At 69.8% G+C, this 26,855-nt stretch carries 24 protein-coding genes and 1 pseudogene; 9 read left to right on the top strand and 16 right to left on the bottom strand.

Translation table 11 applies throughout. From position 1 onward, the window contains the following. Positions 1-375 precede the first annotated feature (375 nt). Together QZV84_RS03070 and QZV84_RS03065 are read right to left on the bottom strand one after the other, a co-directional pair. On the bottom strand, positions 376-870 hold the full coding sequence (locus tag QZV84_RS03070) for a methylated-DNA--[protein]-cysteine S-methyltransferase (protein ID WP_292825127.1): 495 nt from the start codon (positions 868-870) through the stop codon (positions 376-378). After that, entirely contained in the window at positions 867-2,429 is a 1,563-nt protein-coding gene (locus QZV84_RS03065) for an AlkA N-terminal domain-containing protein (RefSeq protein ID WP_292825146.1), read from the bottom strand. Before QZV84_RS03065 ends, QZV84_RS03070 begins: the two co-directional genes overlap by 4 nt. A 130-nt stretch (positions 2,430-2,559) precedes the next feature. On the opposite strand from QZV84_RS03065, the gene QZV84_RS03060 reads away from it, so the two are divergent. Continuing rightward, the gene (locus QZV84_RS03060) at positions 2,560-3,984 is read left to right on the top strand and encodes an NAD(P)/FAD-dependent oxidoreductase (RefSeq protein ID WP_292825124.1); all 1,425 of its coding nucleotides are present in this window, start codon (positions 2,560-2,562) and stop codon (positions 3,982-3,984) included. A gap of 17 nt (positions 3,985-4,001) precedes the next feature. On the opposite strand, the gene purH is transcribed toward QZV84_RS03060, so the two are convergent. The 5 genes from purH to sucC form a co-directional block, all read right to left on the bottom strand. Continuing rightward, positions 4,002-5,606 carry a bifunctional phosphoribosylaminoimidazolecarboxamide formyltransferase/IMP cyclohydrolase gene (gene purH / locus QZV84_RS03055; RefSeq protein ID WP_292825121.1) on the bottom strand — a complete coding sequence of 535 codons (1,605 nt, stop codon included), beginning with the start codon at positions 5,604-5,606 and terminating at the stop codon, positions 4,002-4,004. Between the two features lie 43 nt (positions 5,607-5,649). Next, positions 5,650-6,237, bottom strand: a complete 588-nt coding sequence (purN, locus tag QZV84_RS03050; RefSeq protein ID WP_292825118.1) for a phosphoribosylglycinamide formyltransferase — start codon at positions 6,235-6,237, stop codon at positions 5,650-5,652. Positions 6,238-6,241: 4 nt separating this feature from the next. Further along, on the bottom strand, positions 6,242-7,654 hold the full coding sequence (locus QZV84_RS03045) for a DUF6350 family protein (protein ID WP_292825115.1): 1,413 nt from the start codon (positions 7,652-7,654) through the stop codon (positions 6,242-6,244). Positions 7,655-7,783: 129 nt separating this feature from the next. Beyond that, complete coding sequence (gene sucD, locus QZV84_RS03040; RefSeq protein WP_292825112.1) at positions 7,784-8,686, bottom strand: succinate--CoA ligase subunit alpha; 903 nt, start codon at positions 8,684-8,686, stop codon at positions 7,784-7,786. 13 nt (positions 8,687-8,699) lie between these two features. After that, positions 8,700-9,863 carry an ADP-forming succinate--CoA ligase subunit beta gene (sucC, locus tag QZV84_RS03035; RefSeq protein WP_292825109.1) on the bottom strand — a complete coding sequence of 388 codons (1,164 nt, stop codon included), beginning with the start codon at positions 9,861-9,863 and terminating at the stop codon, positions 8,700-8,702. Between the two features lie 184 nt (positions 9,864-10,047). On the opposite strand from sucC, the gene QZV84_RS03030 reads away from it, so the two are divergent. Beyond that, positions 10,048-10,722 carry a TetR family transcriptional regulator gene (locus tag QZV84_RS03030; protein ID WP_292825106.1) on the top strand — a complete coding sequence of 225 codons (675 nt, stop codon included), beginning with the start codon at positions 10,048-10,050 and terminating at the stop codon, positions 10,720-10,722. Positions 10,723-10,814: 92 nt separating this feature from the next. Here QZV84_RS03030 and QZV84_RS03025 read toward each other — a convergent pair whose 3' ends face one another. Continuing rightward, positions 10,815-11,552, bottom strand: coding sequence for an SDR family oxidoreductase (locus QZV84_RS03025; RefSeq protein WP_292825103.1), 738 nt, complete (start codon positions 11,550-11,552; stop codon positions 10,815-10,817). Positions 11,553-11,700: 148 nt separating this feature from the next. On the opposite strand from QZV84_RS03025, the gene QZV84_RS03020 reads away from it, so the two are divergent. From QZV84_RS03020 to QZV84_RS03010, 3 genes are all read left to right on the top strand, one after another. Further along, positions 11,701-12,933 (top strand): acyl-CoA dehydrogenase family protein, encoded by a 1,233-nt coding sequence (locus tag QZV84_RS03020; protein ID WP_292825100.1) that lies wholly within the window; start codon positions 11,701-11,703, stop codon positions 12,931-12,933. A gap of 71 nt (positions 12,934-13,004) precedes the next feature. Beyond that, positions 13,005-14,159: an AI-2E family transporter gene (locus tag QZV84_RS03015; protein WP_292825097.1), complete on the top strand. Its 1,155-nt coding sequence runs from the start codon at positions 13,005-13,007 to the stop codon at positions 14,157-14,159. Positions 14,160-14,208: 49 nt separating this feature from the next. Next, positions 14,209-15,255, top strand: coding sequence for an ATP-dependent DNA ligase (locus QZV84_RS03010; RefSeq protein WP_292825094.1), 1,047 nt, complete (start codon positions 14,209-14,211; stop codon positions 15,253-15,255). 79 nt (positions 15,256-15,334) lie between these two features. Here QZV84_RS03010 and ligD read toward each other — a convergent pair whose 3' ends face one another. The 3 genes from ligD to QZV84_RS02995 form a co-directional block, all read right to left on the bottom strand. After that, positions 15,335-16,363 carry a non-homologous end-joining DNA ligase gene (gene ligD / locus QZV84_RS03005; RefSeq protein WP_292825091.1) on the bottom strand — a complete coding sequence of 343 codons (1,029 nt, stop codon included), beginning with the start codon at positions 16,361-16,363 and terminating at the stop codon, positions 15,335-15,337. Positions 16,364-16,674: 311 nt separating this feature from the next. After that, positions 16,675-17,631, bottom strand: coding sequence for an SseB family protein (locus QZV84_RS03000; protein ID WP_292825088.1), 957 nt, complete (start codon positions 17,629-17,631; stop codon positions 16,675-16,677). Positions 17,632-17,681: 50 nt separating this feature from the next. After that, positions 17,682-20,165, bottom strand: a complete 2,484-nt coding sequence (locus tag QZV84_RS02995; protein WP_292825085.1) for a UvrD-helicase domain-containing protein — start codon at positions 20,163-20,165, stop codon at positions 17,682-17,684. A gap of 102 nt (positions 20,166-20,267) precedes the next feature. Between QZV84_RS02995 and QZV84_RS02990 the strand changes: the two genes are divergently transcribed. After that, positions 20,268-20,675, top strand: a complete 408-nt coding sequence (locus tag QZV84_RS02990) for a YccF domain-containing protein (RefSeq protein WP_292825082.1) — start codon at positions 20,268-20,270, stop codon at positions 20,673-20,675. On the opposite strand, the gene QZV84_RS02985 is transcribed toward QZV84_RS02990, so the two are convergent. The 4 genes from QZV84_RS02985 to QZV84_RS02970 form a co-directional block, all read right to left on the bottom strand. Further along, positions 20,672-21,709 (bottom strand): hypothetical protein, encoded by a 1,038-nt coding sequence (locus tag QZV84_RS02985; protein WP_292825079.1) that lies wholly within the window; start codon positions 21,707-21,709, stop codon positions 20,672-20,674. The genes QZV84_RS02990 and QZV84_RS02985 overlap by 4 nt on opposite strands. 74 nt (positions 21,710-21,783) lie before the next feature. Continuing rightward, the gene (locus QZV84_RS02980) at positions 21,784-22,608 is read right to left on the bottom strand and encodes an ADP/ATP-dependent (S)-NAD(P)H-hydrate dehydratase (RefSeq protein ID WP_363331858.1); all 825 of its coding nucleotides are present in this window, start codon (positions 22,606-22,608) and stop codon (positions 21,784-21,786) included. A gap of 1 nt (position 22,609) precedes the next feature. Then, positions 22,610-23,335, bottom strand: coding sequence for a histidine phosphatase family protein (locus tag QZV84_RS02975; protein WP_292825073.1), 726 nt, complete (start codon positions 23,333-23,335; stop codon positions 22,610-22,612). A gap of 25 nt (positions 23,336-23,360) precedes the next feature. After that, positions 23,361-23,564: a hypothetical protein gene (locus QZV84_RS02970; RefSeq protein WP_292825070.1), complete on the bottom strand. Its 204-nt coding sequence runs from the start codon at positions 23,562-23,564 to the stop codon at positions 23,361-23,363. Positions 23,565-23,746: 182 nt separating this feature from the next. On the opposite strand from QZV84_RS02970, the gene QZV84_RS02965 reads away from it, so the two are divergent. Both QZV84_RS02965 and QZV84_RS02960 read left to right on the top strand, forming a co-directional pair. Next, complete coding sequence (locus QZV84_RS02965) at positions 23,747-24,472, top strand: DUF72 domain-containing protein (RefSeq protein ID WP_292825067.1); 726 nt, start codon at positions 23,747-23,749, stop codon at positions 24,470-24,472. A gap of 295 nt (positions 24,473-24,767) precedes the next feature. Next, positions 24,768-25,124: pseudogene (locus QZV84_RS02960) on the top strand (manganese catalase family protein); the annotation flags it as partial. Positions 25,125-25,415: 291 nt separating this feature from the next. Here QZV84_RS02960 and QZV84_RS02955 read toward each other — a convergent pair. After that, on the bottom strand, positions 25,416-25,913 hold the full coding sequence (locus QZV84_RS02955) for a MarR family transcriptional regulator (protein WP_292825064.1): 498 nt from the start codon (positions 25,911-25,913) through the stop codon (positions 25,416-25,418). 172 nt (positions 25,914-26,085) lie between these two features. Between QZV84_RS02955 and QZV84_RS02950 the strand changes: the two genes are divergently transcribed. After that, the gene (locus QZV84_RS02950) at positions 26,086-26,418 is read left to right on the top strand and encodes a hypothetical protein (RefSeq protein ID WP_292825061.1); all 333 of its coding nucleotides are present in this window, start codon (positions 26,086-26,088) and stop codon (positions 26,416-26,418) included. Positions 26,419-26,855 lie beyond the last annotated feature (437 nt).

Here is a 26,855-nt window from a genome sequence, read left to right as displayed (position 1 = left end):
GATCCTTGTGGGATTGGTTCGCGGTGGGATTGGTTCGCGGTGGGATTGGTTCGCGCAGGGATTGGTTCGCGGTGGGATTGGTTCGCGCAGGGTGCAGGAGGTGGTCGCCGGGACGGCGATGGGCGATGACGCCTGTCGAACGGAACGCGTGGAGCGCCGGGCCTATGCCCGGCCGGCTCGGCTCAGCCGAGGAGTCCGGAGGTTCCGATCGGGTCGCGGAGGATGGCGGCGACCGGCGAGACGGCGATCGGGTTCATGGCATCCTCCTTCGATGGTGTCCGCGGGTTCCGCGCGCACCAGAGTCCTCCAGCCTAGCCCCGTCGCTTGCGCGCATGCAACGCCGTGCCGCCGCGTCTTCGCGCGGAGGGATGCCGGTCAGGCGGACGCCTCACGCGCGAGCAGGCTGCGCTTGACTTCGAGCCCCCAGGCGAAGCCGCCGAGCGACCCGTCCGAACGCAGCACGCGGTGGCACGGTACGAACAGGGCGAGCGCGTTGCGCGCGCAGATGGATGCCGCCGCCCGCACCGCGCGCGGCTGCCCGAGCGCGGCGGCGAACTCGGCGTACGAAAGGGGCTCCCCCGGCTCGATGCGCCGCAGCGCCGCCCAGCCGGCCAGCTGCATCTCGGTGCCCTGCTGGGCGACCGCGACGTCGTCGACGGCCGAGATCTCGCCGCCGTAGTATGCGCGCACGGCTGCCGCGGCATCCGTCTCGGCCTCGCGCACGCGCTGCGGGCGCAGCCGCGGGGCGATGCGGGCGATCGCGGCGCCGGCATCGGCCGTCCACCCCGAGGCGAGGACCCGCCCGCGGTCGTCGGCCACGATCGTGAACGCGCCGTCGGGGGTGTCGATTGTCTGGATGCCGGCGGTCATTTCAGGCCCTTCTCGATGCCGGTCGTCGGGACCGGCGATACGGATGCGATGTCGGGTGACGGGCGGGGAGCGGCAGCAGTGGCCGATCCGACGACCGGCCCGCCACGCGGCGTTCGCGGCGGCACCGCGCGCCACAGGTGCGCGGTCAGGTAGCTGCGCCAGGGCGCTGTTCGGGCGGCCCACTGTTCGAGCGCGCGCGCCTCGGCCGGCAGCCCGGCGGCGGCCGCGCCGGTGCGCACCGCCACATCGCCGCGCAGGAAGACATCGGTGTCGCCGATCACGCGCATGCGCACGTAGTCCGCAGTCCACGGCCCGATGCCGGGCATGGCCAGCAGCGCCGCGCGCTGGCCGGCGGCCTCGTCGCCGGGACCCAGCGAGAGGGAACCATCGGCGAGCGCGGCCGCCGCACCGACGATCGCGCGCGTGCGGGCCGCGGGTCCGCGGAGCACCTCGTGACCGTGCTCGGCGATCGCGGTCATCGTGGGGAACAGCCGGGTCTCGGAGCCGGCGCCGTGCTCCACCGCCTCCCCCAGCGCATCGCACAGCACGGTGAGCGCCGTGCGCGCGGCGGCCACGGTGATCTGCTGGCCCACCATGGCCCGCACGAGCATCTCGTGCGCGTCCGCGGCGCCGGGCACCCGGATGCCGGGAACCCGTGCCACGAGCGGAGCGAGCTCGGCATGCCGCGCGAGGGCCTCGTCGACCGCGATCGGATCGGCATCCAGGTCGAAGAGGCGGCGGGCCCGGGTGACGAGCGTCGAGAGGTCGCCGAGATGGGTGAGCCGCGCGCGCAGGCGGATGCGGCCGGCCTCGTCGAGGCGCAGCTCGAACCACGCGGGACCGCCCGCGAGTCGCAGCGTGCGGGAGAACGAGGTCGCGGTCGCCGATTCGACGCCGCTGATCGCCCGCGCGCCCATCCACGCGAACAGCCCTGCGGCATCGAGCGGCGCGCGGTGCGGCAGCACCAGGTCGATCGCGCCGGGAGCGTCCGGGCCGGGCGCCTGCCGCCGACGCTCCCGCAGCTCGAGCGGCGGCATCCCGAACACTTCCCGCACGGTCTCATTGAACTGGCGGATGCTGGAGAACCCGGCCGAGAAGGCGACCTCGGCGGCGGGCAGGTCGGTTCCGACCAGCAGCATGCGCGCCGTGTGCGCGCGGTGGGCACGGCTGAGCGCGAGCGGTCCCGCGCCGAGCTCCGCGGTGAGCAGCCGGGTGAGGTGCCGCGGCGAGTACCCGAGCCGGCGCGCCAGGCCCGGCACGCCCTCGCGCTCGACGACGCCGTCTGCGATGAGGCGCATCGCGCGCGCGGTCGTGTCGCCGCGCAGATCCCACTCGGGCGAGCCGGGCGCGGCCTCCGGCAGGCACCGCTTGCAGGCGCGGTAGCCGGCTTCGTGCGCCGCGGCGCTCGTGGCGAAGAACGAGACGTTGGACGGCCGGGGCGTGCGAGCCGGGCAGCTGGGCCGGCAGTAGATGCCCGTGGAGCTGACCGCCATGACGAACTGCCCGTCGAAGCGCGGATCGCGCGACAGGATCACGCCGTAGCGCTCGTCGAATGTCATGGCCGGGGTGCCCACGGGTCCCAGCCTGCCATGCCCGGCCGCATCCGACTGGCGGAAATCGGACACCGCACTGACGGACACGCTGTGCGGCGGCGACCGCGGCGGTGACCGTGGCGGCTACCGTGAAGGGATGAGCGAACGCGAATACGACGTCATCGTGATCGGGGCCGGGGCCGTGGGCGAGAACGTCGCCGACCGCACCGTCCAGGGGGGCATGAGCACCGTCATCGTCGAGGCGGAACTGGTCGGCGGCGAGTGCTCGTACTGGGCCTGCATGCCGTCGAAGGGGCTGCTGCGCAGTGCGGCGGCCCTGCGCGCGGCGCGAGACCTCGACGGCGCGAAGCAGGCCGTCACCGCTGATGTCGACGTGGCCGGGGTGCTGCGCCGCCGCGATCGCATGACCCACGACTGGGACGACGCATCCCAGGTGCGCTGGCTCGAGAAGGCCGGCATCGACCTCGTGCGGGGGCACGCCGAGTTCACAGGCATCAAGCGCGTGCGCGTGACCGCCGAAGACGGCACCGTGACCGACCTGGTCGCCCGCCACGCCGTCGCGGTCTCGACCGGGTCGGCGGCGCTCCTGCCCGACATCCCCGGGCTCCGCGAGATCGGCCCGTGGACCAGCCGCGACGCGACCGGTGTGAAGACCGTGCCGGCTTCGCTCGCCGTCATCGGCGGCGGCGTGGTCGCCGCCGAGATGGCCACGGCCTACGCCGGCTTCGGCACCGAGGTCACTCTGCTGGTGCGCACCGCGCTGCTGGAGACCATGGAACCGTTCGCCGCCGAGCAGGTCGAAGCCTCACTCGAGAAGCTCGGCGTCACCGTGCGAAAGGGCGTCGAGGTCACCGCGGCGCACCGCGCCGACTCGAATGCCGTGCTGACCCTGTCCGACGGCGGCCGGCTCGTCGCCGAGGAGGTGCTCGTCGCGATCGGACGCACGCCGCGCACCGGTGATCTCGGGCTCGAGAGCATCGGCCTCCAGCCCGGCGCGTGGCTCACGGTCGACGACACCCTGCGGGTGAAGGGCACCGACTGGCTGTACGCGGTGGGCGATGTCAACCACCGCGCGCTGCTCACGCACCAGGGCAAGTACCAGGCGCGCGCCGCGGGCGATGTGATCTCGGCTCGCGCGAAGGGCGTCGCAGTCAGCGATGCGCCGTGGGGCGCGCACGTCGCGACAGCCGACCACGACCACGTCCCGCAGGTCACGTTCACCGACCCCGAGGTCGCTTCGGTGGGACTCACCGAAGCGGCAGCGCGGGCGGCGGGCCGCGGCATCCGCGTTCTGGATTACGACCTGTCGTGGGTGGCCGGCGCGACCACCTACGCCGATCACTACGAGGGGATGGCACGCGCGATCGTCGACGAGCAGCGTGGCGTGCTGATCGGCGCGACCTTCGTCGGACCCGACGTCGCAGAACTCCTGCATGCGGCCACGATCGCGATCGTCGGCGAAGTGCCGATCGACCGCCTCTGGCACGCCGTGCCGGCCTACCCGACCCTCAGCGAGGTGTGGCTGCGCTGGCTCGAGGAGTACGGCCGCCCGACCGCCTGAGCCCGCTCATCGCGCGGTCAGTGGAAGAAGTGTCGCTCCCCGGTGAAGAACATCGTGACGCCCGCCTTTCGCGCGGCGTCGATGACCTCATCGTCGCGTACTGAGCCGCCGGGCTGCACGATCGTGGAGATTCCGGCGTCGATCAGCACCTGCGGTCCGTCGGCGAACGGGAAGAACGCGTCGGATGCCGCCGCCGAGCCGGCCGCGCGGTCCCCGGCCCGTTCGACCGCGAGCCGGCAGGCGTCGACCCGGTTGACCTGGCCCATTCCGATGCCGACTGTGGCCGATCCCTTCGCCAGCACGATGGCGTTGGACTTGACGGCGCGGCAGGCCTTCCAGGCGAAGATGAGGTTCGACATCTCCTCCTCGCCGGGCCGCTCCCCTGAGACGAGCTCCCAGTCCTTCGCGACGGATTCGATGTCATCCGGAAACCGGTCCGCGTCCTGCAGGAGCAGGCCGCCGGAGACGAGCCGCACGTCCATGCGCTCCCGCTGCCAATCCACCGGCAGCTGCAGCACGCGCAGGTTCTTCTTCAGCGCGAACACCTCGAGCGCGGCCCGCTCGAAGTCGGGAGCCACGATGACCTCGGTGAAGATGTCTCGCAGGTTCTCGGCCATCTTCAGGGTGATCGTGCGGTTCGCGGCGACCACGCCGCCGAACGCCGAGACCGGATCGCACTCGTGGGCGCGCAGGTGGGCGCTGGCGATCGGATCCAGCGCGTGGGGGGCCGCGATCGCGATCCCGCACGGGTTGGCGTGCTTGATGATGGCGACCGCGGGCTTGACCATATCGAAGGCGGCGCGGAGGGCGGCATCCGCATCGACGTAGTTGTTGTACGACATCTCCTTGCCCTGCAGCTGGGTCGCCTGGGCGATGCCGTGTGCGCCGACGCGGGTGTAGATCGCCGCGCGCTGATGCGAATTCTCGCCGTAGCGCAGCGTCGCCAGCCGCTCGGCCTTGATCGTCAGGTGCTGCGGAAGGTCGGGCTCGCCCAGGGTCTGCTCGGCGAACCAGGTCGATACCGCGCGGTCGTACTCGCACGTGAGCGCGAAGGCCCGGGCAGCGAGTTCGCGACGCTGGGTGTGGGTCGTGCCACCGGAGCCCAGCGCCTCGATGACCGCCGGGTACGAATCGGGCGAGACCACGATCGCGACATTCGCGAAGTTCTTCGCCGACGCCCGCACCATCGCGGGGCCGCCGATGTCGATCTGCTCGACGACCTCGTCGCCCTGAGCGCCGGCGGCGACGGTCTCGGCGAATGGGTAGAGGTTCACCACGACGAGCTCGAAGGGAGCGATGTCGAGGGCGGCGAGCTGACGCTCATGGTCCTCGAGACGCAGATCGGCCAGCAGCCCGGCGTGCACCCCCGGGTGCAGGGTCTTGACTCGACCGTCGAGCGACTCGGGGAACCCGGTCACCGCGGCGACGTCGGTCACGTCATGGCCCGCATCGCGGATCGTCGAGGCCGTCGAGCCGGTCGAGACGATCTCGACACCCGCGCCGACGAGAGCCTCAGCCAGGCGCAGCAGGTCGGTCTTGTCGCTGACCGAGATGAGCGCGCGACGGATCGGGATGACGTTGCGGTCGCGGTACAGGGTCGGGTCGTGGCTCGGGCCGGCCATGGGGGCTCCTCCGGTGGGGATTCGGGGTCAGTGCCTTGCAGGTTCAGTGAACCGCGGTGAGGTCGAGTTCTCCGGTCGCGATGCGCCGGACGACGTCGATGAGCAGTCTGCGTTCGACGGCTTTGATGCGGTCGTGGAGCGTGTGCTCGTCGTCGCCGGGCACCACCGGGATGCGCTCCTGGGCCAGGATCGGACCGCTGTCGACGCCGTTGTCGACGATGATGACGCTCGCGCCGGTCTGGGCGACACCGGCCGCCAGGGCATCGCGCACGCCGTGGACGCCGGGGAATTCGGGCAGGTAGGCGGGGTGGGTGTTGATGATGCGCGGCGACCACGCGTCCACGAGCGAGGCGGGCAGCAGGCGCATCAGACCGCTCAGCACGACGAGGTCGGGCTTCCAGACGTCCAGCTGGGCGCCCAGCTCGGCGCCCCACTCGTCGCGCGAGTCGAACTCTCGCCACGGCACGAGCATCGTGGGGATGCCGTAGTCCTCGGCATGCTGGAAGCCGTCGGCTTCGCGATCGGCCCCGACGACGACGACCCGCGCCGGAAAGTCGGGTTCGGCCGCCTGGTCGAGCAGGGCCCGCAGATTGGAGCCCGCGCCCGAGATGAGGACGGCGACCGTGAGCACCGGCTCAGTCTAGCGGCGGGAGGGGCGTCGGCCTTCGGGGGCCGAGGTCGGCGGTCGCGGTGCTGTCCGGGTCGGTCGGGAGGCGACCAGCCGATGCTGCGGGCTGCGGCTCCGGCACCCGCTCGGGAGGCGGGGCCGGCGTCACCGGAGGCGCCGCATCGCGAGCCCTGGCCGTCTTCGCCGGCCGGCGCGGCGAGAGCAGCAGGATCGCCGCCCCGAGCAGCACCTCCACGCCGACGGCGAGGGCTACCGCGCCGGGCTGGGGCCCGACCTCGGCGAGCCGGCCGGGACCGATCGATCCCGAGGCGAGTGCCGACAGGGCTGCGGCCGTCGCGGCGGACAGCACGGCGATGCCGAACGCGATCGCCGCCTGCGCGCCGATCCGGTCGGGCTGCTCATCGCCGGCGGCCGGCTCGGCATCCGCCACCACTGCCGGTGCCACGAGACGGGACCGTACGATCCATCCGGCGAGCGCGCCCAGGGCGACCGGCAGCAGCGCGAGCAGCAGCAGCCAGGGGGTCGTGGACTCCGGGAGCGCGCCGAGCACCGGGATGCCGGGGATCAGCCCGAGCTGCGTGCCGGCCGGTGAGACGGCCGTCCCGGTGCCCACGGCGAATCCCGGACCCGCGACGAACGCCATGCCCCAGATCGCGAGGGTCGGCAGATACGCGAGCTGCGCGAGGGTCACCACGGCGGCGCCGAGCACATCGACGTGCGCGGCTTCGAACAGGGCGATGACCTCACCGCCGCGCAGCACGAGCGCCACCGCGAACGCGAGCGCGCCGAGACCGAACAGACCCACCAGCACGACCGCGCTTCCGCGCGCGATGAGACCCGGGACCTCGCCCCATCCGTGCGGGAACGCCTCGATTCGGTCGCGCAGCCGGGCGACGAACCCCGAGCCCGCCTCACACCACTCGGTGACCGCCGCACCGATCAGCAGCGGGATCGAGAAGACGAGCGCGGGGAACAGGATCGCCTGCCACCCGTTCACCGCGGCGAGACCGGTTCCGGAGCTGAGCGCGATGAGCGCGGCGAGCGCGGCGAAGACGAGCGACCCGGCGATCACCCCGGTGACCCAGGACTCGGCTCGCGACGCGCGCACCCCGGAACGCGCCGCGGAGATCGCCGTGAAGCCGGCGAACGCGAGGGGTGCAAGCGAGAGGACGAAGGATGCCGCCCCCGGATCGATCCCGGCGACGGCGAGGTAGTCGCCCGGCAGCGTGACCTGCACCGGCACGAGATTGCCGAACTGCCACACCACGGCGCCCGCGGGCCACAGAGCGCCCCAGTCGGCGGTGCCGCCCAGGCTCAGAACCCACAGCAGGGTGAGCGGAGCGAGGGTCGCCGCGATGCCGACGGCCGCCGTGATGGCGGCGTCGACGGCGGCGAGAATGACGACGATCAGGCGATGCATGCCCCATCGACCCTACCCAGGGGCGACGTGGGTTGCGTTGCCCGGCACGCCCCTGCGCGGCATCCGCTCAGCCATCCGGCCTTCAGGGCGGAACAGCCCAGCAGGACGGAGACCGCAGCGACGAAGGGACTACAGTCCGGCGATGATCTCGCGCATCAGGTCGGCAGTCTCGGAGGGCGTCTTTCCGACCTTGACCCCGGCGGCTTCGAGGGCCTCCTTCTTGGCCTGAGCGGTTCCCGCGGAGCCCGAGACGATGGCGCCGGCGTGGCCCATGGTCTTGCCCTCCGGGGCGGTGAAGCCGGCGACATAGCCGACGACGGGCTTGGTCACGTGCGCCTTGATGAACTCGGCTGCCCGCTCTTCGGCGTCGCCGCCGATCTCGCCGATCATGACGATCGCCTTCGTCTCGGGATCGGCCTCGAACGCCGCGAGCGCGTCGATGTGCGTGGTGCCGATGATGGGGTCGCCGCCGATGCCGATGGCCGTGGAGAATCCGACATCGCGCAGCTCGAACATCATCTGGTACGTCAGCGTGCCCGACTTCGAGACGAGACCGATCGGGCCCTTGCCGGTGATGTTGGCCGGCGTGATCCCGACCAGCGACTCGCCGGGGGTGATGATGCCGGGGCAGTTGGGCCCGATGATGCGGGTCTTTTCTCCCTTGGACCGGGTGTACGCCCAGGCCTCGGCGGTGTCGCCGACGGGCACGCCCTCGGTGATGACGACCAGCAGGGGGATCTCCGCGTCGATGGCCTCGACCATCGCGTCCTTCGTGAAGGCCGGCGGCACGAACGCGATCGACACGTCGGCCCCGGTCTTCTCGATGGCCTCGGCGACGGTCGCGAACACGGGCAGCTCGACCGCGTTTCCGTCCGCGTCGTGATGCAGCACGGTGGTGCCGGCCTTGCGGGCGTTCACGCCGCCGACGACCTGGGTTCCGGCCTTGAGCATCAGCGCGGTGTGCTTTGTGCCCTCGCCACCGGTGATGCCCTGGACGATGACCTTGGAGGTCTTGTCAAGAAAGATCGACATGTTGCTTCAGTCCTTATGCGTTCGCGAGCTCGGCGGCCTTCTCGGCGCCCTCGTCCATGGTTTCGGCCAGCGTGACCAGAGGGTGGTTCGCGTCGCGAAGGATCGCGCGGCCCTCTTCCACCTTGTTGCCGTCCAGGCGCACGACCAGCGGCTTGGTCGCGGTGGCGCCCAGCTCGGCCAGTGCGCCGACGATGCCCTTGGCGACCGCGTCGCACGCGGTGATGCCGCCGAACACGTTGACGAAAACGCTCTTGACCTGCGGGTCGCCGAGGATGACGTCCAGGCCCGCGGCCATGACCTCGGCCGAGGCGCCGCCGCCGATGTCCAGGAAGTTGGCGGGCTTGACGCCGCCATGGTTCTCGCCGGCGTAGGCGACGACGTCGAGCGTCGACATCACGAGCCCCGCACCGTTTCCGATCACGCCGACCTGACCGTCGAGCTTGACGTAGTTGAGGTCGTTCTCCTTGGCCTTGGCTTCGAGCGGGTCGGCGGCATCCCTGTCTTCGAAAAGCGCGTGCCCGGCGTGACGGAAGCCGGCGTTCTCATCGAGCGAGACCTTGCCGTCGAGGGCGATGATGTCACCCTCTTCGGTCAGCACGAGCGGGTTGACCTCGACGAGCGTCGCGTCCTCGCCCTTGTAGACGGCGTAGAGCTTGACGAAGACGTCGCTCACCTTGTCGACGAGCTCGGGCGCGAATCCGGCGGCCTCGGCGATCTCGACGGCCTTCTTCTTGTCGATTCCGGCGAGCGGGTCGACCGCGATCCGCGCCAGGGCATCGGGACGCTCGACTGCGAGCTCCTCGATCTCCACGCCGCCCTCGACGCTGCAGAGCGACAGGTACGCGCGGTTCGCGCGGTCCAGCAGCACGGAGAAGTAGTACTCCTTGTCGATGCGCGCGCCCGCCGCGACCATGACGCGCCCCACGACGTGGCCCTTGATGTCGAGGCCGAGGATGGCCTTCGCTGCCTCGTAGGCCTCGTCGGGGGTCTTCGCGACCTTGACGCCGCCGGCCTTGCCGCGGCCTCCGGTCTTGACCTGGGCCTTGACGACGACGACCCCGCCGATCTTCTCGGCGGCTGCCTTCGCCTCTTCGGGGGTGTCGGCGACGAGCCCGGCGAGCACCGGAACCCCGTAAGTCTCGAAGAGGTCGCGTGCCTGGTATTCGTACAGATCCACAGTGCGTTCTTTCGCTGAGGGCGATGGGGAGATGACGCGAAGCGTCGTGACGTCGAGCGATGTCGACCAGTCATCGAGCCTACTACCGGGCGATCGCGGCTCCCGACCGGCGCTGGTGCGACCGCGACGCCGACGAGCGGATGCCGATGCCCGCGCACCCCGCGGGGCTAGGCTTCTGTCGATCATGAGTGAGACCGCGTCCGCCTCCGCCGCGCGCACCGCAGTCGTCGCCGCCGCGCTCGAGCTGTTCGCGCGCCAGGGATTCGACGCGACGTCGGTCGAGCAGATCGCGCAGGCCGCCGGGGTGTCGCGCAGCACGTTCTTCCGTCAGTTCGGCGGCAAGGAAGACGTCGTCTTCGCCGACCACGAGGTTCTCCTCGACGAGCTCCGCGAGTGGCTCGACCGCGGACACCCGAACCCGTGGGTCGCGGTGTGCAGGGCGTCCGAGCGGGTCTTCCAGCACTTCGCCCATGATCCCGAGGTCGCGCGCCTGCGCTACCAGATCGTTCGGCAGGTGCCCGCGCTTCGCGAGCGCGAGATCGTGACGGTGTTCCGTTACGAGCGGCAGTTCGACGAGTATCTGCGCCGCTCGCTGCCCGAGATCGATCCGCTGGACGCGGTCGGCTTCGCGGCACTGGTCACCGCGCTGCACAACCACGTGCTGCGGCGCCTGCTGCGCGGTACCAAGCGCGTGCCCCTGACCGTGCTGCGACGTGCTCTGGACGATGCGCTGCGCCGCTACGGCGTTCACCCGGACGGGGCGGACGAGGCCGCCGATGATGTCGTGGTCGCGGTGTTTCCGCGCTCGATGCCGACCGCCGAGATCGCCCGCCGGGTACGCGCGCAGCTCGACGGCTGACCGCTGCCCACCGGACAGGGCGTCGAAGACGACCGAGGTGCACCTGAACGCGCTGGGCGAGGCCGGGATCGGCTGCCGGCCCGTCGCATCGTTCACAGGGCGGTGCGCATGCCCCCGCCCCCGTCGATGACGAGGGTCTGCCCCGTGATCCAGGCGGCATCGTCCGAGAGCAGGAACGCGACCGGTCCGGCGACGTCGTCGGGCTCGCCGAGGCGCTGCAGCCGATACTGCGCCGCCACCTGTTCCTCTCGTCCCTCGTAGAGGGCGCGCGCGAAATCGGTCTTGATCACCGCGGGCGCGACCGCGTTCACGCGCAGGCCCGGGGCGAGTTCATCGGCGAGCTGCATCGTGAGATTGATGATCGCGGCCTTGGAGATCCCGTAGAAGGCGATGTTCGGGCTGGCGCTCAGCCCGCTCACCGACGACAGGTTCACGACGGAGCGCGCGAGCCCTGCCGCGACGGCATCCCGGGTCCATTCCAGCGTCGCGAGGACGTTCACCGCGAGGATCTTGTGAGCGATCGCCGAGTCGATCTGCAGGAGCGGACCGAACGCCGGGTTGATGCCCGCGTTGTTCACGAGGTGGTCGAGGCGGCCGTGCCGCTCGGCGACGTGCGCGAACGCCACGGCGCGGTGCGCCGGGTCGTCGGCCTTGCCCGCGACGGCCGACGCGCGCTCCCCCAGCGCGGCGACGGCCGCGTCGAGCGACTCCTGCCTGCGTCCGGTGATGACCACGGAGGCGCCCTCCGCGACGAGTCGCCGGGCGATTGCGAAGCCGATGCCGCGGCTGCCGCCGGTGATCAGTGCCACCCTGTCGCTGAATCGCTCCACACCGCACTCCTTCGTGTCTGGTTCTGTCCGGGGACCTGGCTCTCGGACGCCCGCCCGGTGCGGTCACCGTAGCACCAGCCGAGCGCAGGCGCATCTCGTGGAATCGAGTCACATCGGTGGCGACACTGAGTGCCGGTACGCTGTCCTGATGAGCCACTCCCCCGTGCCCGGCGAACGCGTCGCGGTCTACGACGTCTCCGATCGCCTCGACACCGACTACTACGAGGTCTTCGCCGATGTCGCCGGTGACGACCGCGCGGTCTGGGATCGGGCGAAGGGCTTCGTCGACGAAGTGCTCCCGCGCATGGACGGCCTGTGGGACCGCGGCGAGTACGACCTCGACCTGGCGCGCCGGATGGGCGAACTCGACCTCTTCAACGACGGTCTGGTGCACGACGGGCTCGGCTACTCGTCGCCGCTGGCCGCCGGTCTGGTGAACATGGAGATCTCCCGCGGCGACGGATCGCTCGGCACGATCCTCGCGGTGCAGGGCGGTCTCGCGCTGCGCTCGGTCGCGCTGTTCGGCAGCGACGAGCAGAAGGCGCGCTGGCTGCGCCCGATCGCGCGGGGCGAGGTGCTGGCTGCATTCGCGCTCACCGAGCCCGATCACGGCTCGGACTCGGTCTCGCTCGAGACCGGAGCCCGGCGAGAGGGCGACGAGTGGGTGCTCAACGGGGTCAAGAAATGGATCGGCAACGGCTCCTCCGGCGGTCTGAGCATCGTCTGGGCGCGGGTCCTCGACCCCTCCGACCCGGACCACGACGGAAAGGTGCGCGGATTCCTGATCCCGCAGGAGACAGCGGGCTACGACGGGCGGCCGATCCTGGGCAAGGCGTCGGTGCGCGCGATCCACCAGGCGCACATCCGGCTGACCGACGTGCGGGTGCCGACGGATGCCGTCCTGCCGGGAACGCATTCGTTCAAGGACGCGTCGACCGTGCTGCACTCGACCCGCTCGGGCGTCGCGTGGTCGGCGCTCGGACACGCGGCCGCCTGCTACGAGGCGGCCCTGGCCTACTCACAGCAGCGCGTGCAGTTCGGCAAGCCGCTCGCGAGGTTCCAGATGGTGCAGGAGCGTCTGACGCAGATGCTCGACGACCTGACCGCCATGCAGCTGTACTGCCGGCAGATGGCCGATCTCGAGACCGCGGGTGAGCTGCGACCCACCCAGGCCTCGCTCGCGAAGTACCACAACACGCGTGCCGCGCGACGCATCGCCTCGGTGGCGCGCGACCTGCTCGGCGGCAACGGCATCCTTCTGCAGAATCGCGTCATGCAGCACATGGCCGACATCGAGGCCATCCACACCTACGAGGGCACCGAGAGCGTGCAGGCACTGCTGATCGGCCGCGACATCACCGGGCAGAGCGCGTTCGTCTGATGCCCCGAGCACAGTCCGGCGGCCGCCGCGAGCCGACCCGACCGGGCTGGTCGCGCGGATAGGTTCGTCTCATGGGACTCTTCCGCAACGACCCGCAGACCGTGCGCCTCGAGTCGCACGATATCGACCTCAACGCGACCCGCGCCCCCTGGAGCCTGTGGGCCGACGGATTCGGCAGGCTCGCCATCCGCGCCATCCAGATCATCGTGGTGGTCGCCGTCGCCGGCGGCATCATCTTCGCGATCCAGCAGCTCACAGTGGTCACGATTCCGCTCGTGATCGCGCTCATCCTGGCGTGCGCGTTCGCGCCGGTGATGGGCTGGATGCGGCATCGGGGTGTTCCCTCGGTGCTCGCCACGGTCATCACCCTGCTCACGATCGTGCTGATCCTGTCGGGCATCGGCTGGCTGATCGTGTGGGCAGTGCAGGACCAGTGGGACGAGCTCTACGCGCAGGCGCAGGACGGCATCGCGGACGTGATCGAATGGGTGCAGACCCTGCCCTTCTTCGACGCGGTGGCTCAGCAGCTCGATGACGTCATCGGCACCGTCACCGACTTCCTGACGAGCGCCCAGTTCGGCTCGGGTGCCCTGGCCGGCGTCGGGGCGGTCGCCAACTTCGCGACCGGCCTGGTGCTGATGGTCACGATCCTGTTCTTCTTCCTCAAGGACGGCCCGCAGATGTGGGAGTTCCTGCTGCGCCCCTTCCGCGGCGAGAGCTACCTGCGCGCCGAGCGCATCGGCGACAAGACCGTGACCGTGCTGGGCTCGTATGTGCGGGGCACCGCGACGGTCGCGTTCGTCGACGCCGTCGGCATCCTGATCGGCCTGCTGATCCTGCAGGTTCCGCTTGCGATCCCCCTTGCGGTGCTGGTCTTCCTGCTGGCGTTCATCCCGATCGTCGGGGCGACCGTCGCAGGCATTCTCGCCGCGCTCGTCGCGCTCGTCGCGAACGGGCCGGTCAACGCGCTGTTCGTGGTCGCCGTCGTCGTGCTCGTCAACCAGCTCGAGGGCGACTTCCTGCAGCCTGTGCTGATGGGCCGCACGATGAAGCTGCATGCGTTCGTGGTCCTTGTCGCCCTGACCGTGGGCACCGTGCTCGGCGGCATCGTCGGCGCCGTGCTGGCCGTGCCGATCACAGCAGCAGTCTGGGGCGCCGTCACCGTATGGGACGGCCCGAACCTGCCTGCCAGGTGGGCGCGGGCCAAGCACCCGGCCGAGGCCTGAGCCGACCGCGATCCTGTCGGCAGCCGGCGGGCCGCGGCAGGATAGGCGTATGCCCTACGAGATTCCCGCGCCGATGCTCGCCAAGTCGGTGCCCGAGGTGCCCGCCCAGGAGGCGGTGCCGGGCGGGCTGAGCTACGAGCCGAAGTGGGACGGCTTCCGCGGGCTGGTGTCTTGGGACGGAGAGAACGTCGAGATCGGCAGCCGCGGCGCCAAGCCGCTGACCCGGTACTTTCCCGAGCTCGTCGAGGCCTTCTCACGCCTTCTGCCCGAACCGTGCCTGCTCGACGGTGAGGTCGTCGTGCCGAAGGGCGAGCCGGGCTCGCAGCGGCTGGACTGGGAGTCGCTCACGCAGCGCATCCACCCCGCGGCATCCCGGGTCGACATGCTCGCCGAGAGCACGCCCGCCATGTTCATCGCGTTCGACCTGCTCGCCCGCGGTGACCGCGACCTGAAGATGGAGCCGTTCTCCGAGCGGCGAGCGCAGCTGGTCCACCTGCTCGCCGGGCTGCCGCATCCGATCCACGTGACGCGGACGACGATGGATGCCGACACCGCCCGCACCTGGATGAACGAGTTCGAGGGGGCCGGGCTCGACGGCGTGGTCGCGAAGCCGCTCGCGCAGCCCTATGCGCCGAACAGGCGCACGATGTTCAAGATCAAGCACGCCCGCACCGCGGATGTGGTCGCGATGGGGTACCGCATCCACAAATCGGGCGTAGGCGTCGGCTCGCTGCTGGTCGGGCTGTACTCCGACGACGGCGCGCTGTACCCGGTCGGTGCCGTCTCGGCGTGGACCAACGCACGGCGCCTCGAGCTCATCGATGAGCTCGCGCCGCTCGTGCAGACCGACGACGAGGGGGCGGCGCTCACCGGAGCGGGCCAGAAGTCGCGCTTCTCGGCCGCCGGCCGCGACTCGTCATTCGTGAAGCTGCGCCCCGAGCGCGTCCTCGAGGTGCGCTACGACCAGCTCGAGGGCTGGCGCTTCCGGCACACGGTGCAGTTCGAGCGCTGGCGGCCAGACCGCGACCCGGCCTCGTGCACGTACGAGCAGCTCGAGTCGGTCTCGGCGTACGACGTCGGAGCCGTGCTCGACTGATTCCTGCGTTCGACTGCCCGAGAAACGGCGTTCCGGCCGGGTCAGTCGGCCAGGATGAGGGCCGGCGGGTCGGCGCCGATCACGCCCAGTTCTCGGGATTGATCCGGCTGGGCTGCACGCGCGGGGGCTCACCCGGCATCTTCGGAAAATCCGGTGGGAACGGCAGTTCGCCCAGCCCGTTCGACAGGTCGCGCTGCCACCACTCCAGCAGCGTGTCCACACGCCCGGGGTTGGCGAGGAAGCCTGCCCACGGGTCGCCGGTGTCGGCGAGCCGCTGTGGCACCGAGCGGATCGTGAACGACGTCGGGTCGACGCCGTCGAGCTCGTCCCACGTCACCGGGGTCGCCACGGTCGCAGTCGGCAGCGCGCGCGGGCTGTAGGCGCCGGCCATCGTGCGGTCGCGGCCTGCCTGGTTGAAGTCGACGAAGATGCGCTCCCCGCGTTCTTCCTTCCACCAGCTCGTGGTCACCTTGTCGGGCATGCGGCGCTCGAGCTCGCGCGCGGCGGCGATCACCGCGTGGCGCACGTCGAGGAACTCGTGCGTCGGCTCGATCGGGCAGAACATGTGGATGCCGCGACTTCCACTCGTCTTGACCCAGGCTTCGAGCCCGGCTTCGCGCAGCACCTCGCGCAGCGCGTGCGCGGCGGGAACGGCATCCGAGAAGTCCGTACCGGAATGCGGATCGAGGTCGATCCGCAGCTCGACCGGGTTGTCGGTGTCGCGGGCCAGCGACGCCCACGGATGGAAGACGATCGTGTTCATCTGCACGGCCCATACGATCGCAGCGGGCTCGGTGAGGACGAGTTGCGGATGCCGCCGCCCGCTGTTGTAGGTGACGGTGACCGCCTCGACGTAGGCAGGCGCGCCCCTGGGCGGGTTCTTGGAGAAGAACGACTCGCCGTCGATGGACTCCGGGAAGCGCTCGAGCGACATCGGCCGGTTGCCGTTGGCCTCGAGGAACGGGCCGGAGACGGCGATCACGTACTCGGCGAGCTCGTGCTTGGTGATGCCCGCCTCGGGCCACAGCACACGGTTCGGGCTCGACAGCCCGACTTCACGGTCGCCCTCCGGGCCGGGCACGGTCAGGGTGATGCGCTCGCTCGCCATGCCAGGGAGTTTAGTTGGGCTCCGCCCCCATACCCCCGGCTCGCTGACGCTCGGCCGGGCCGGACCGGCAGCCGTCACGCCCGCCGACCGGGCGCCGCGGAGGACCTGTCACCTGGGCGCACAACTCCTGCAATGCGCTGGGGAGCTCGCCGACTCGTCAGGCGCGTACGCGAGTCTCTCCGAACAGACCGAACAACATGCAGGAGTTATGCGCCCCGAATCAATGCGACCCGAGCCAGCACGACTCGCCAGCACAACTCGTCGGCGCACGATTCGTCGAGCTTCTCTCACCCTCGGGTCCATGGCCCTGATCAGTCGGCCAGGGCGAGGAGCGGGGCCAGGTCTTCGCGGGACAGCCGGATCCACGGGCCGCCCGGGTCGACGATCACGCCGCCCAGCCCCTCGTCGGTGCGCAGCGCACCGGCCAGCTGCGCAGCGGTCATCGGCGCGGCCTGGTCGCCGCGGCGCAGCGACGCGACCTCGAGCGGGTGCGAGTACAGCTCAATGAGCCGCGCACCGTCGTCGGTGCGCGCCTCTGCGACGCCGAAGCGACCCTCGGGCGAGCGCTTGACGGCGACCCAGAACTTCACGTGCGTGAGCGCCTCGGCGATGTGAGATGCCGTGGCCGCGGTGCGATCGCCCGAGAGCAGCGTCTTGACCTGGAGCGCCGGGTCCGCCTGGTCGACCAGCTTCTCGAGCAGCTCGCGCGGCAGCACGGCACGAGCGGGCGCCGACGAGTTGTCGATGATGAGGCCGGCGTAGGTTCCGGCGAGCACGTATCTGAGCACCGCGAGCACGGGCTGGCCCATCGCCGACGTGTCGGTCACCCGATCGGCCGCGATGCTCGCGCGCAGCGCCGTGCCGCTGCTGTACGCGAGCACATACTGCACGCCCTTCACCTCGGCCACGCCCAGCGGCAGGTCCTTGCCCTCGGCCAGGAGGGCGCGCGCGTCGCCCTTCACTCGCAGGAACAGGTGACCCTGCATGAGCTGACGGGCGACTTCGAGCACGTCCGCGGGCTCCGCGGACACCGGCAGCGCGGCCAGCGCCTCGCGCAGCACCACGTTGTCGCGGAGCCCGGGTATCGTCTCGGTCGCGACCGGGGCCCGCTCGGCACGCGGCGCGCGCACGGCGGGCGGTTCGACGGATGCGCCGGAGGGGGCGTCGACCGGTGGCGCGGGGGCCGGGTCTGCCGCCGCAGCGGCTGCGACGGGCTCCACCCCCGGTTCGAAGTCGTCGGTCTTCTTCCGCCGCGAGAACAGGGCCATCGTTCGAGCCTAACCGGCCCCCATGATCGGCGCGGGGCGTCGTTACCGATTCAGAGCTTCTCGATCGGCGCGATCTTGATCAGCAGCTTCTTGGGCCCGGCAGTGTCGAAGCGCACGTGCGCGACGCGCTTCGCTCCCTCTCCGGTGACGGCATCCACGCGCCCTTCGCCGAAGTCGTCGTGCTTGATGCGGTCCCCCGACGCGAGCACCATGTCCCCGTTGTCGCGGACCTTCGCCGGGATGCGGTTCGCGAAGCGCTCGATCGAGGTCGACTTCGGCACCAGGTCTTCGCCGTAGCGTCGGCCGGGCGCGCTGCCTGACCCCCCGGGACCACCCGGCCGCCGCGCATTCAACGCCCGCGACTGCATGCCGCCACGGGAATTCACGTCGCCGGGCGACTGGCGCCAGTGCACCAGCTCGGGCGGGATCTCCTGCAGGAACCGGCTCGGCATCGCGACCGAGATCTCGCCGAACTGCGCGCGCGTCATCGCGAGCGACAGGTACAGGCGCTTGCGGGCGCGGGTGATTCCGACGTAGAAGAGCCGCCGTTCCTCTTGCGGACCGCCCGGCTCGCCCGCGGAGATGCGGTGCGGAATGAGGTCCTCTTCGACACCGGTGACGAACACCGCGTCGTATTCGAGCCCCTTGGCCGTGTGCATCGTCATGAGTGAGACCGAGCCCGAGGCGTCTTCGAGGTCGTCGGCGTCCGATACCAGCTGCACTTCCGCGAGGAAGTCGACGACCGTGCCCTCGGGGTTGTTGCGGGCGAACTCGCGCGCGACGGCAACGAGCTCGTCCAGGTTCTCGACCCGCGCTTCGTCCTGCGCATCGCGGCTCGCCCGTAAAGCATCGGTGTAGCCGGTCTTGCCGAGCAGCAGCTGCAGACCGTCGGCGACGGCGGTCGGCGGTGCCAGCTCACCAGTCGCGGGCAGCATCAGGTCGGTGGCCTCGGCCAGCACCGCGTCGAGGTGCGCAATCGCAGCCTGGATCTTCGGGCCGACGCCGAGCGCCGAGGAGTTGGCGAGCGCATCGCGGAACGTGATCTGTTCGTTCGCGGCGTACCGCGAGATCGCCTCGATCGTGACGTCGCCGATCCCCCGCCGCGGGCGGTTGACGATGCGGCGCAGCGCCATCTCGTCGGCGGGGTTCGACACCGCGATGAGGTAGGCCAGCGCGTCCTTGATCTCGGCGCGCTCGTAGAACTTCGTGCCGCCCATGATCTTGTAGGGCAGCGCGGCGCGGATGAAGATCTCCTCCAGCGCACGGCTCTGCGAGTTCGTGCGGTAGAACACGGCCATCTGCGAGTAGTCGATTCCGCCCCGGTGCAGCGTCTCGATCTCATCGGCGACGAACTGCGCCTCGTCGTGCTGCGAGTAGCCGGTGAAGCCGATGATCTTCTCGCCCGCGCCGACGTCGGTCCACAGCTTCTTGTCCTTGCGATCGAAGTTGTGGCCGATGATCGCGTTCGCCGCGCTGAGGATGTTCTGCGTCGACCGGTAGTTCTGCTCGAGCAGCACCACTTTGGCACCCGGGTAGTCGCGCTCGAACTCGCTGATGTTGCGGATGTCGGCGCCGCGGAACGCGTAGATCGACTGGTCGGAGTCGCCGACGACGGTGAGGGATGCCGGCGCCTTGCCGGGATCGTCGGCCCGGTCGGCCTCGAAGATCATCATCCCGTTCGACTCGAAGCCGGGAGCATCCGAGCCGATCGGCCGGGTCAGCTCGTGGATGAGCGCGTACTGGGCATGGTTGGTGTCCTGGTACTCGTCGACCAGAATGTGCCGGAAGCGGCGTCGATAGACGTCCGCCACGTGGGGGAAGGCACGGAACAGATAGACGACCTGACCGATCAGATCGTCGAAGTCGAAGGCATTGGCCCGCTGCAGTTCGCGCTGGTAGTCGCTGAACACGTCGACGAAGACGCGCTCGGCCGGATCGGTCATGTTCGCCGACCGGGCATAGGCCTCGGCGTCCGACAACTCGTTCTTGAGCTTCGAGATACGGCTCTGCGCGCCCGCGGGAGTCAGTCCATAGGCATCCGCCTCGTGCTCTTTCACGAGTCGCTTCAGCAGAGCTCGCGAATCGCCCGAGTCGTAGATCGTGAACGACTTGGTGAAACCGAACTGCTCGGCCTCGCGGCGCAGGATACGCACGCAGGCGGAGTGGAAGGTCGAGATCCACATGCCCTGCGCGCGCTCGCCGATCAGCTGGCCGACCCGCTCGCGCATCTCGCCCGCGGCCTTGTTCGTGAACGTGATCGCGAGGATCTGGCTCGGCCACGCGTCTTTCGTGCGCAGCAGCGACGCGACCCGGCGGGTCAGAACACTGGTCTTGCCCGAACCGGCGCCCGCCACGACCAGCAGCGCGGGGCCGCGATACGTCACGGCTTCGCGCTGTGGCGGGTTCAACCCCGCGAGGAGGTCCTCGTCGGAGCGCACCGATCCCGACGCACCGGCTGCGGGACCGCGGTCGCCGTCGACGATGACGATGGGGGCGGATGCCGCGCGCTGCGCGGCCGCGGAGGCGTCGGTCATGTCCCTCCAAGTCTAGGCGCGCGCCCCGACAGCCAGACTTCCGCGACGACCGGGCCGGCAGGATCGGGCGGATATCCAGCCGTCAGCCACCAGAATGGACTCGTGCGCACCCTGCTGAACATCATCTGGCTGATCTTCGCCGGCTTCTGGCTCTTCATCGGCTACATGCTCGTCGGGGTGGTGCTGTGCGTCCTGATCATCACGATCCCGTGGGGCATCGCCTCGTTCCGCATCGGCCTGTACTCGCTGTGGCCGTTCGGACGCGAAGTGGTGGCCAAGCCCACCGCCGGTGTCGGCGCCTTCGTCGGCAACGTCGTGTGGGTCATCCTCGCGGGCTGGTGGCTGGCGATCGCCCACATCGTTTCGGGCATCGCACTGTGCATCACGATCATCGGAATCCCGATGGGCATCGCCGACTTCAAACTCGTGCCGGTCTCGCTGATGCCCCTCGGCAAGGAGATCGTGTCGACCCGCGGTGGAGCGTTCGACAAGACGCTGACCAGCCGCTAGCTCATCAGGTCGCCGGAGGCCGCAGCCTCGGGCTCGGCGCGGCGATCGGCACGCCCGTAGGGCAGTGCCAGCAGCACGCCGACCACGGCGATCACGAACCCGACGCCTGCGGTGAACCAAGCGGTGGCGGGGATGCCGAGATGCACCGTGATGCCCAGGATCCGGGACAGGCCCCAGGAAAGCAGACCCATCTCGTCGTCGCCGACGGTGAGCGCCCCCTCGATGCCGACCAGCGCGACGATGAGTGCCGCAACGGCGAGCCCCGCACCGACCCCGGCCAACACCGTTCCGGTCGCACGCCGGCGCCCGATCTGCGACGCGAGCGCCCACGCTGCCGCGACCCACATCCAGACGAAGAGCGTGAACGCGACCGCGATGTAGACCGTGCGCCCGGTGGGTTCGGTCCAGAACGAGAACCAGTGGCCGTCTGGTCGGGTCACCGAGAGCGCGAGCAGCGTCACGACACACCTGAGCACCACGACCCCGCCGACAGCGGCGATGACCGGCCACGGCGAGCGGCGGCGCAGCAGCAGCCGCACCACGAGGACGAACACGACCCACGCCCCCATCACGACCACCAGGTGCGTCCACGAGAGGAATGAGGTCTGCACCGCCCGGGTCCCCACCAGCAGTGCCGCCGGGATGCCGAGCAGCAGCCAACGGTCGAGGGGAAGCAGTCCGAGTGTGGACTCGCGGGCGCGCCACGGCCGGGTCGTTGCGAGCCAGGCGGCGCGCGCGGCCGCCGCGCCGGGACGGCGCACCAGTCGTGTACGCGACGCCACGACGCCGATGATGATCCACAGCACCGCCAGCAGGAGCAGACCGCGCGCGATCCAGGCCATCACCATGTCGTTGTCGGAGCGCTGCACGCCGACTTCGGCGCCCTTCCCCCACTCGGCCGAGTACATCTGCGTCGCCGGTTCGGTGCGGATGCCGAGCGCAGCGTCGACGACGAGGCCGAGAGCGACGCCGACGGCGGCCAGGACGACGATGGTGACGACAGCGAGCATCGCCCGCCGCATCGCCGTTGTCATGGGTTCACGCTAGCGGCTCGAACCCGGCGCTCCCGACACGCCCGCGCGCGGCGTTACTCGGTGAGCAGTCCGACTCAGCCGATCGTCTCAGCCAGCGTCGGCGTGAGCTCCGTCGCTATCTCGCGAGCCAGGAACCCGATACCGGTACGTGCGGCAAGTCGGTCTCCGGCCCGGGCGTGAGTCCAGCTTCCCCACACCGCGGCGCGTGAGGGTTCGCCGCCGCGCGCGGCGAAGCCGGCGATCGCACCCGCCAGCACGTCTCCGCTGCCCGATGTGCCCAGACCGGGCCCGCCGACCTTCACCTGCCACGTCCGCCCCGTCGGCGTGGCCACGGTTCCGTAGCAGTTGACGATCGCGTCGAATCGGCGGGCGATCTCTGACACATCCGCGACGGGGTCATTGCTGAGGTCGCGGCCGAGAAGGATGGCCGCCTCTTCCTTGTTGGGGTTGAGGATCAGCGCCGCGGGCAGCTCGGATCGCGGGACTGCGGAGAGGATGCCAAGCGCGAACGCGTCCAGCACCAGACAGCGCACGCCGACCGACCCGACTCGCCGGAGAGTAGCCAGCGTCTGCTCGGCGTCATCGAAGCCGGGCCCCAAGAGGACGGCATCCGCGGATTCGAGTTCGGTCAAGACGACGTCATCGAAAGTGTCACCAGCGTCCTCAGGCATTGCGAAGACGGCAGCTTCCGGCATCGTCACCCCTAGCTGCCCATCGATCGAGCGTGGCACCACGAGTCCGAGCCGACCGGCGCCGACGCGCAGGGCGGCCTCACCGGCCAACAGGGCGGCCCCGGGTGCGCGGCGCGAACCGCCCACCACGATCACCCGGCCACGGGACTTCTTCGAGTCGCCCGGGTCTGGCAACCCCCAGTCGCGCAGCAGCGCGCGGGTAACCACCTCACTCGGGCTGGACATCGGGGCTCCCCGGGTGGACGGTGACCGGCGCGCCCTCGGCTTGCAGGTGGTCGACGGTCGAGAACTCGATCAAGTCCCACCCCGCGTCACGCCGCACCAGATGCGTGAGGGAGGCGTTGAGCACGGTGTGGGATGCCGCGAACTCGAGAAGCTGCGACTCCTCGAGCGGCAGCAGCACCGAGAGGATCAGCATCACGACCGCGTCGTGAGCGACGACCATCGCGGTCTCGCCGGGCGCGTTCATGGCGTCACCGAGAAAGGATCGGAGCCTGAGAGCGACATCCGCCCAGGACTCTCCTCCGGGTGGACGGTGATAGTACTTGCCGAGCCGGCGGCGACGTTCCGCCTCTCCCGGATGCAGCCGCGCAATGCCGTGCGTCGTCAGCAGGTCGAGAATCCCCAGTTCGCGGTCGCGAAGGCGTTCATCCACGACGACCACCGAGGGTGGGCCGGATTCGCCGAGCGCGATCGTGAGCGTCTGACGTGCGCGGACATACGGCGACACCCAGAACGTGTCCAGCCCGGATAGATGCTGCGCCACCCATGTGCCCAGAGCGGCGGCCTGATCTTCGCCCGTGTGCGATAGCGGAACGTCCGCATCGCGGGTTTCGATGGGGATGGCGTCGAGGCCATCCTGCTCCGCGCGAGTGGCGGCCATGTTCGCGAGACTCTCCCCGTGCCGCGCCAGCCACAGCTCTCTCACCGCCATCAGCTCACGTCCTCCCGAGCCGCGGTCACAGGTCACCCAGCTTGTGCAGGAGCGGGCCGGCAGCTGCGGCGAGGAATCTCCCCTGGCCTTCGTCGCCGACGTGTACCACCGCGACATCAGCGAACCCGGCATCCACGTACTCCTTCACTCCGGCGGCGACCGCGTACTTCACGAGCTGGCGGGCCCCGCTCTGTTCCGTCATCAAGGTGTAGCCGAACCGTGCCGTCACCCTCGCTCCTGCGCGTTTGCTCTCATGACCCTCACGGTAGGGGCGATCCGGAATCGATCTGAGGGGCTTGACACGGGTTCGACGACGGGTGTGGGGCTGTGGCTGCGCCCCACGCCGATAGGTGCCGATGACCGCGCGCGCAAGGCCTTGGCTGCAGGAGAACGGATGCGCATACTCGTGCAATGGCACGAGTGGGTACGTCCGGTTGGAGCTACGACCATTGGAACGGCGTCCTCTACCGGCCGGGACTGCCCGCCCGAGACCGCCTCGGCCGATATGTCGAGGTGTTCGACACGGTGGAGCTGAATGCGAGTTTCTACCGGTGGCCGCCACCCGCAAGCTTCGCGTCATGGCGTCGTCGGCTGCCTGAGGGGTTCGAGCTGACGGTGAAGGCACCGCGCGGCCTGACCCACGCCCGCCGGCTCTACGGGCCCGAGCAGTGGATCGAGCGGATGACCGCAGGTCTGCACGAACTCGCCGGCCGCCGCGGCCCGCTCCTCGTGCAGCTGCCGCCCGGCATGCAACGCGACGACGAACGGCTGGACTACTTCCTGAAGCGAGTGCCGTCCTGGATGAAGCCGGTGGTCGAGTTCCGGCATCCGTCCTGGTCCGACGATGCCGTGTTCACACTCCTCGAGCGACACCGCGCCGCGTACTGCGTCATGAGCGGGGCCAGGCTGCCGTGCATCCTGCGGGCCACCGCCGACGTGGTGTACATCCGTTTGCACGGACCCGACCCCGGATCCCTCTACGCGGGGTCGTACTCGCCGGAGGATCTGGCGTGGTGGGCCGAACGCATCCGTGAGTGGGAACAATCCGGGCACCAGGTATACGCGTATTTCAACAACGACGGCGGGGGCAACGCGGTGCGGGATGCAATAGCGCTGCGTGCAGCGTTGTCACAGTGAAGTGTTGCTGTCGGTCCATGCCCGCCTTGTCCATCAGCGGTCGTGCGAGCGCGTCGGGCATGAGCCCGACCGCTTTATGGATGAACTTCACGCCGGCATTGCCGTGGGCCTCCAAACCCACCGCATCGATCGCGGCGTCCGTCCCGCGACCTTCGGTCAGATCGCGTGCAATGCGCGCATCCAGGCTTGCGCGCCCGCGAGGATAAGGGTCCGCAGACGCCTTGTCCACCCCGGTGACCCGGTGAGAGTCGGGCGGAGAGTGGAGGGGACGCCGAGGAGGCCCCAGGTACTTCCCCTGCAGAACCTCATCAACCCGATCGAGCAGGATGAGCCGGATCCCGCGGCGGCGAACGCCCTGCAGGAGGGCCTCGGCGGCCAGTTCGGCGAGATGCGCACGATGATGCAGTACTTGTTCCAGAGCATCAACTTCCGCGGCGCCGGCGCGAAGCCCTACAAGGACCTGATCCAGGGCATCGGGACCGAGGAGATCAGCCACGTCGAGCTGATCGGCGCCACGGTCGCCCGGCTGCTCGAGGGCGCTCCTGAGTACCACGGCCGCAAGACGGACCCGGTGGACAAGCCGGGCCTGGACGACGCCCCTCCCCTGAACATCGCCCTGGACCCGAAGGGCAACATCCACCACTTCCTCGTGGCAGATCCATCGCGGTTTCACGCCGTCGTGAGCCATTGGCCGCAGCGGTTTCCGCCGGTGCGATGGTCGCGCCGAGTTCTTCACACACGCACAACGAAGGAGAGTCATGAACAGCACTGACAAGCCCTCGCACAACACCCACGGAACGCCCGATGGAGACGTCGAAGCTGATACCGCCTCGGGCGGGGCCCCAGAGGGCCCCGACGCGACGGACGAGAATGGGATGCCGGTCGACAATGGGGTGCGCTCACGACCAGAATGACGCACGACTCCGAGCTGGGGCGGAGCGGGCTAGTCGAGTCCGTCCAGTGCAGCGACGACGCGCGAAATCACGTCTCCGGCTTTCTGCGCATCCGCTTCGGGCACATCGTCGATGGCAGCGACTATTGCGGAGTGGTGCGCGGAGTGGGCGTCATCCACCCGGGCGATGGCTTCAGGGGTGGGAACGAGGTAATGCGCTCGACGGTCGGTGGGGTGGTGCACCCTGGTCACCAGTCCCCTGGCCACGAGTCTCCCGATGACGTTGGTGACGGTCGCGCTCGTGGAGTCGAGCATGACGATCACGTCCTTCGGGCTCAGGTGGCGTCCGTCCCGGTAACCCTGGACCAGGTACCGGAGCGCGGTGAGATCGGTGGCGGAAAGACCGGAAGCGCGCTGAGCCCGCGCGGTTTGCGCGCGTTCCGCCCGACTCAGATGAAGGATCGCATCGCTCAGTCGACGTCCTGCCTCGGTGCGCGGTTCCTTCGCATAGAGGTGTTCCTCTTCATGGCGTACAACGGTCTTGGGCATCTGGTCCTCCGTACGCGCCGAATGATCACCCGAGGCGCTATTTCGTTCTCTCACGATATATGACAGATATTGACAAGCTTCGGATGTGTGATAAGAGAGTTATGGGATAGACAGGCTTCGGGCAAGCCGGTTGGGACCGCTCGCTCGGGGTCGGAGAGAGAGGAATGGTCCGATGGCATATCTGTACTACGGAACCGAGTCCCTCCCGGTGGAGATGCCCGACGGCATGCTCGCTCATGTCAAAGCGGTGGTCGCCACCAAGCTGCGTCGCGGTGAGAGCTTCATGTTGACGTGGAAGCATACGGGGGATGCCGGTGCCTCCTCCATCTGGTTGCAGCCCTCGATTCCGCTGCGGTTCGTCTTCGACGTTGCCGATCATGGACCGTTGGAAAGTGAGTACCTTCAGACACTCGCTCGGGCGGCGAACTCCAGCGGAGGCCTGGTCCTCGAGTGGGACGCGGCGCTGCCAGTTGATCGCAGGCCACGCGAGGTCTTCGCCGCCTAGGCCGAGTCGCGCACCTCGCCGGTCGTGATCACTTCTCGAGCACATGGGCACACGACCTGTCCCGAACCCGTTTGTCAAGCCGCTTCTTCTCCACCAATGTGGGGCCGGAGGATTGAAGCCCTCGCATCGGATCGGGCTCGAGATCGGAGGACGGAGATGAGAGGCGATCTATCGGCCGACGGCTTCGCGCTGACCCGGTTCGACGCCAGGAATCGCAGATCATCAATCGCAGACACGCCTGCCGACACGCGGCACACCGTGGCCTGGATCACGGAAACCGGCGAGGGGGCACGTACGAGTCAAGTGGGCACGGGCGACACCGTTACCGAGCGTCTACCACCGCAACCGACGCCTTGAATGCCTTATGGCACGGGGCCGAACGACCCGATGGCGCAACTGGGCCGACGGCCATCCCGCATTTCCCTCCGCCGCCTCAC

The sequence above is a fragment of the Microbacterium sp. genome, assembly GCF_011620715.1.
Taxonomy (GTDB): Bacteria; Actinomycetota; Actinomycetes; order Actinomycetales; family Microbacteriaceae; genus Microbacterium.
This window is presented reverse-complemented; position numbering and strand designations above follow the sequence as displayed.

What these genes read in the sequence shown, in the direction of transcription:
- QZV84_RS03030 (WP_292825106.1), top strand. Translation starts at nt 10,048, where the DNA reads ATGAGTGAGACCGCGTCCGCCTCCGCCGCGCGCACCGCAGTCGTCGCC.
- QZV84_RS03000 (WP_292825088.1), bottom strand. Translation starts at nt 17,631, where the DNA reads ATGGCCCTGTTCTCGCGGCGGAAGAAGACCGACGACTTCGAACCGGGG.
- QZV84_RS03070 (WP_292825127.1), bottom strand. Translation starts at nt 870, where the DNA reads ATGACCGCCGGCATCCAGACAATCGACACCCCCGACGGCGCGTTCACG.
- QZV84_RS03010 (WP_292825094.1), top strand. Translation starts at nt 14,209, where the DNA reads ATGCCCTACGAGATTCCCGCGCCGATGCTCGCCAAGTCGGTGCCCGAG.
- QZV84_RS02995 (WP_292825085.1), bottom strand. Translation starts at nt 20,165, where the DNA reads ATGACCGACGCCTCCGCGGCCGCGCAGCGCGCGGCATCCGCCCCCATC.
- QZV84_RS03020 (WP_292825100.1), top strand. Translation starts at nt 11,701, where the DNA reads ATGAGCCACTCCCCCGTGCCCGGCGAACGCGTCGCGGTCTACGACGTC.
- QZV84_RS03015 (WP_292825097.1), top strand. Translation starts at nt 13,005, where the DNA reads ATGGGACTCTTCCGCAACGACCCGCAGACCGTGCGCCTCGAGTCGCAC.
- QZV84_RS03045 (WP_292825115.1), bottom strand. Translation starts at nt 7,654, where the DNA reads ATGCATCGCCTGATCGTCGTCATTCTCGCCGCCGTCGACGCCGCCATC.
- sucD (WP_292825112.1), bottom strand. Translation starts at nt 8,686, where the DNA reads ATGTCGATCTTTCTTGACAAGACCTCCAAGGTCATCGTCCAGGGCATC.
- ligD (WP_292825091.1), bottom strand. Translation starts at nt 16,363, where the DNA reads ATGGCGAGCGAGCGCATCACCCTGACCGTGCCCGGCCCGGAGGGCGAC.
- purH (WP_292825121.1), bottom strand. Translation starts at nt 5,606, where the DNA reads ATGGCCGGCCCGAGCCACGACCCGACCCTGTACCGCGACCGCAACGTC.
- QZV84_RS02950 (WP_292825061.1), top strand. Translation starts at nt 26,086, where the DNA reads ATGGCATATCTGTACTACGGAACCGAGTCCCTCCCGGTGGAGATGCCC.
- QZV84_RS03065 (WP_292825146.1), bottom strand. Translation starts at nt 2,429, where the DNA reads ATGACATTCGACGAGCGCTACGGCGTGATCCTGTCGCGCGATCCGCGC.
- QZV84_RS02985 (WP_292825079.1), bottom strand. Translation starts at nt 21,709, where the DNA reads ATGACAACGGCGATGCGGCGGGCGATGCTCGCTGTCGTCACCATCGTC.
- QZV84_RS02975 (WP_292825073.1), bottom strand. Translation starts at nt 23,335, where the DNA reads ATGGCGGTGAGAGAGCTGTGGCTGGCGCGGCACGGGGAGAGTCTCGCG.
- QZV84_RS03060 (WP_292825124.1), top strand. Translation starts at nt 2,560, where the DNA reads ATGAGCGAACGCGAATACGACGTCATCGTGATCGGGGCCGGGGCCGTG.
- QZV84_RS02955 (WP_292825064.1), bottom strand. Translation starts at nt 25,913, where the DNA reads ATGCCCAAGACCGTTGTACGCCATGAAGAGGAACACCTCTATGCGAAG.
- QZV84_RS02965 (WP_292825067.1), top strand. Translation starts at nt 23,747, where the DNA reads ATGGCACGAGTGGGTACGTCCGGTTGGAGCTACGACCATTGGAACGGC.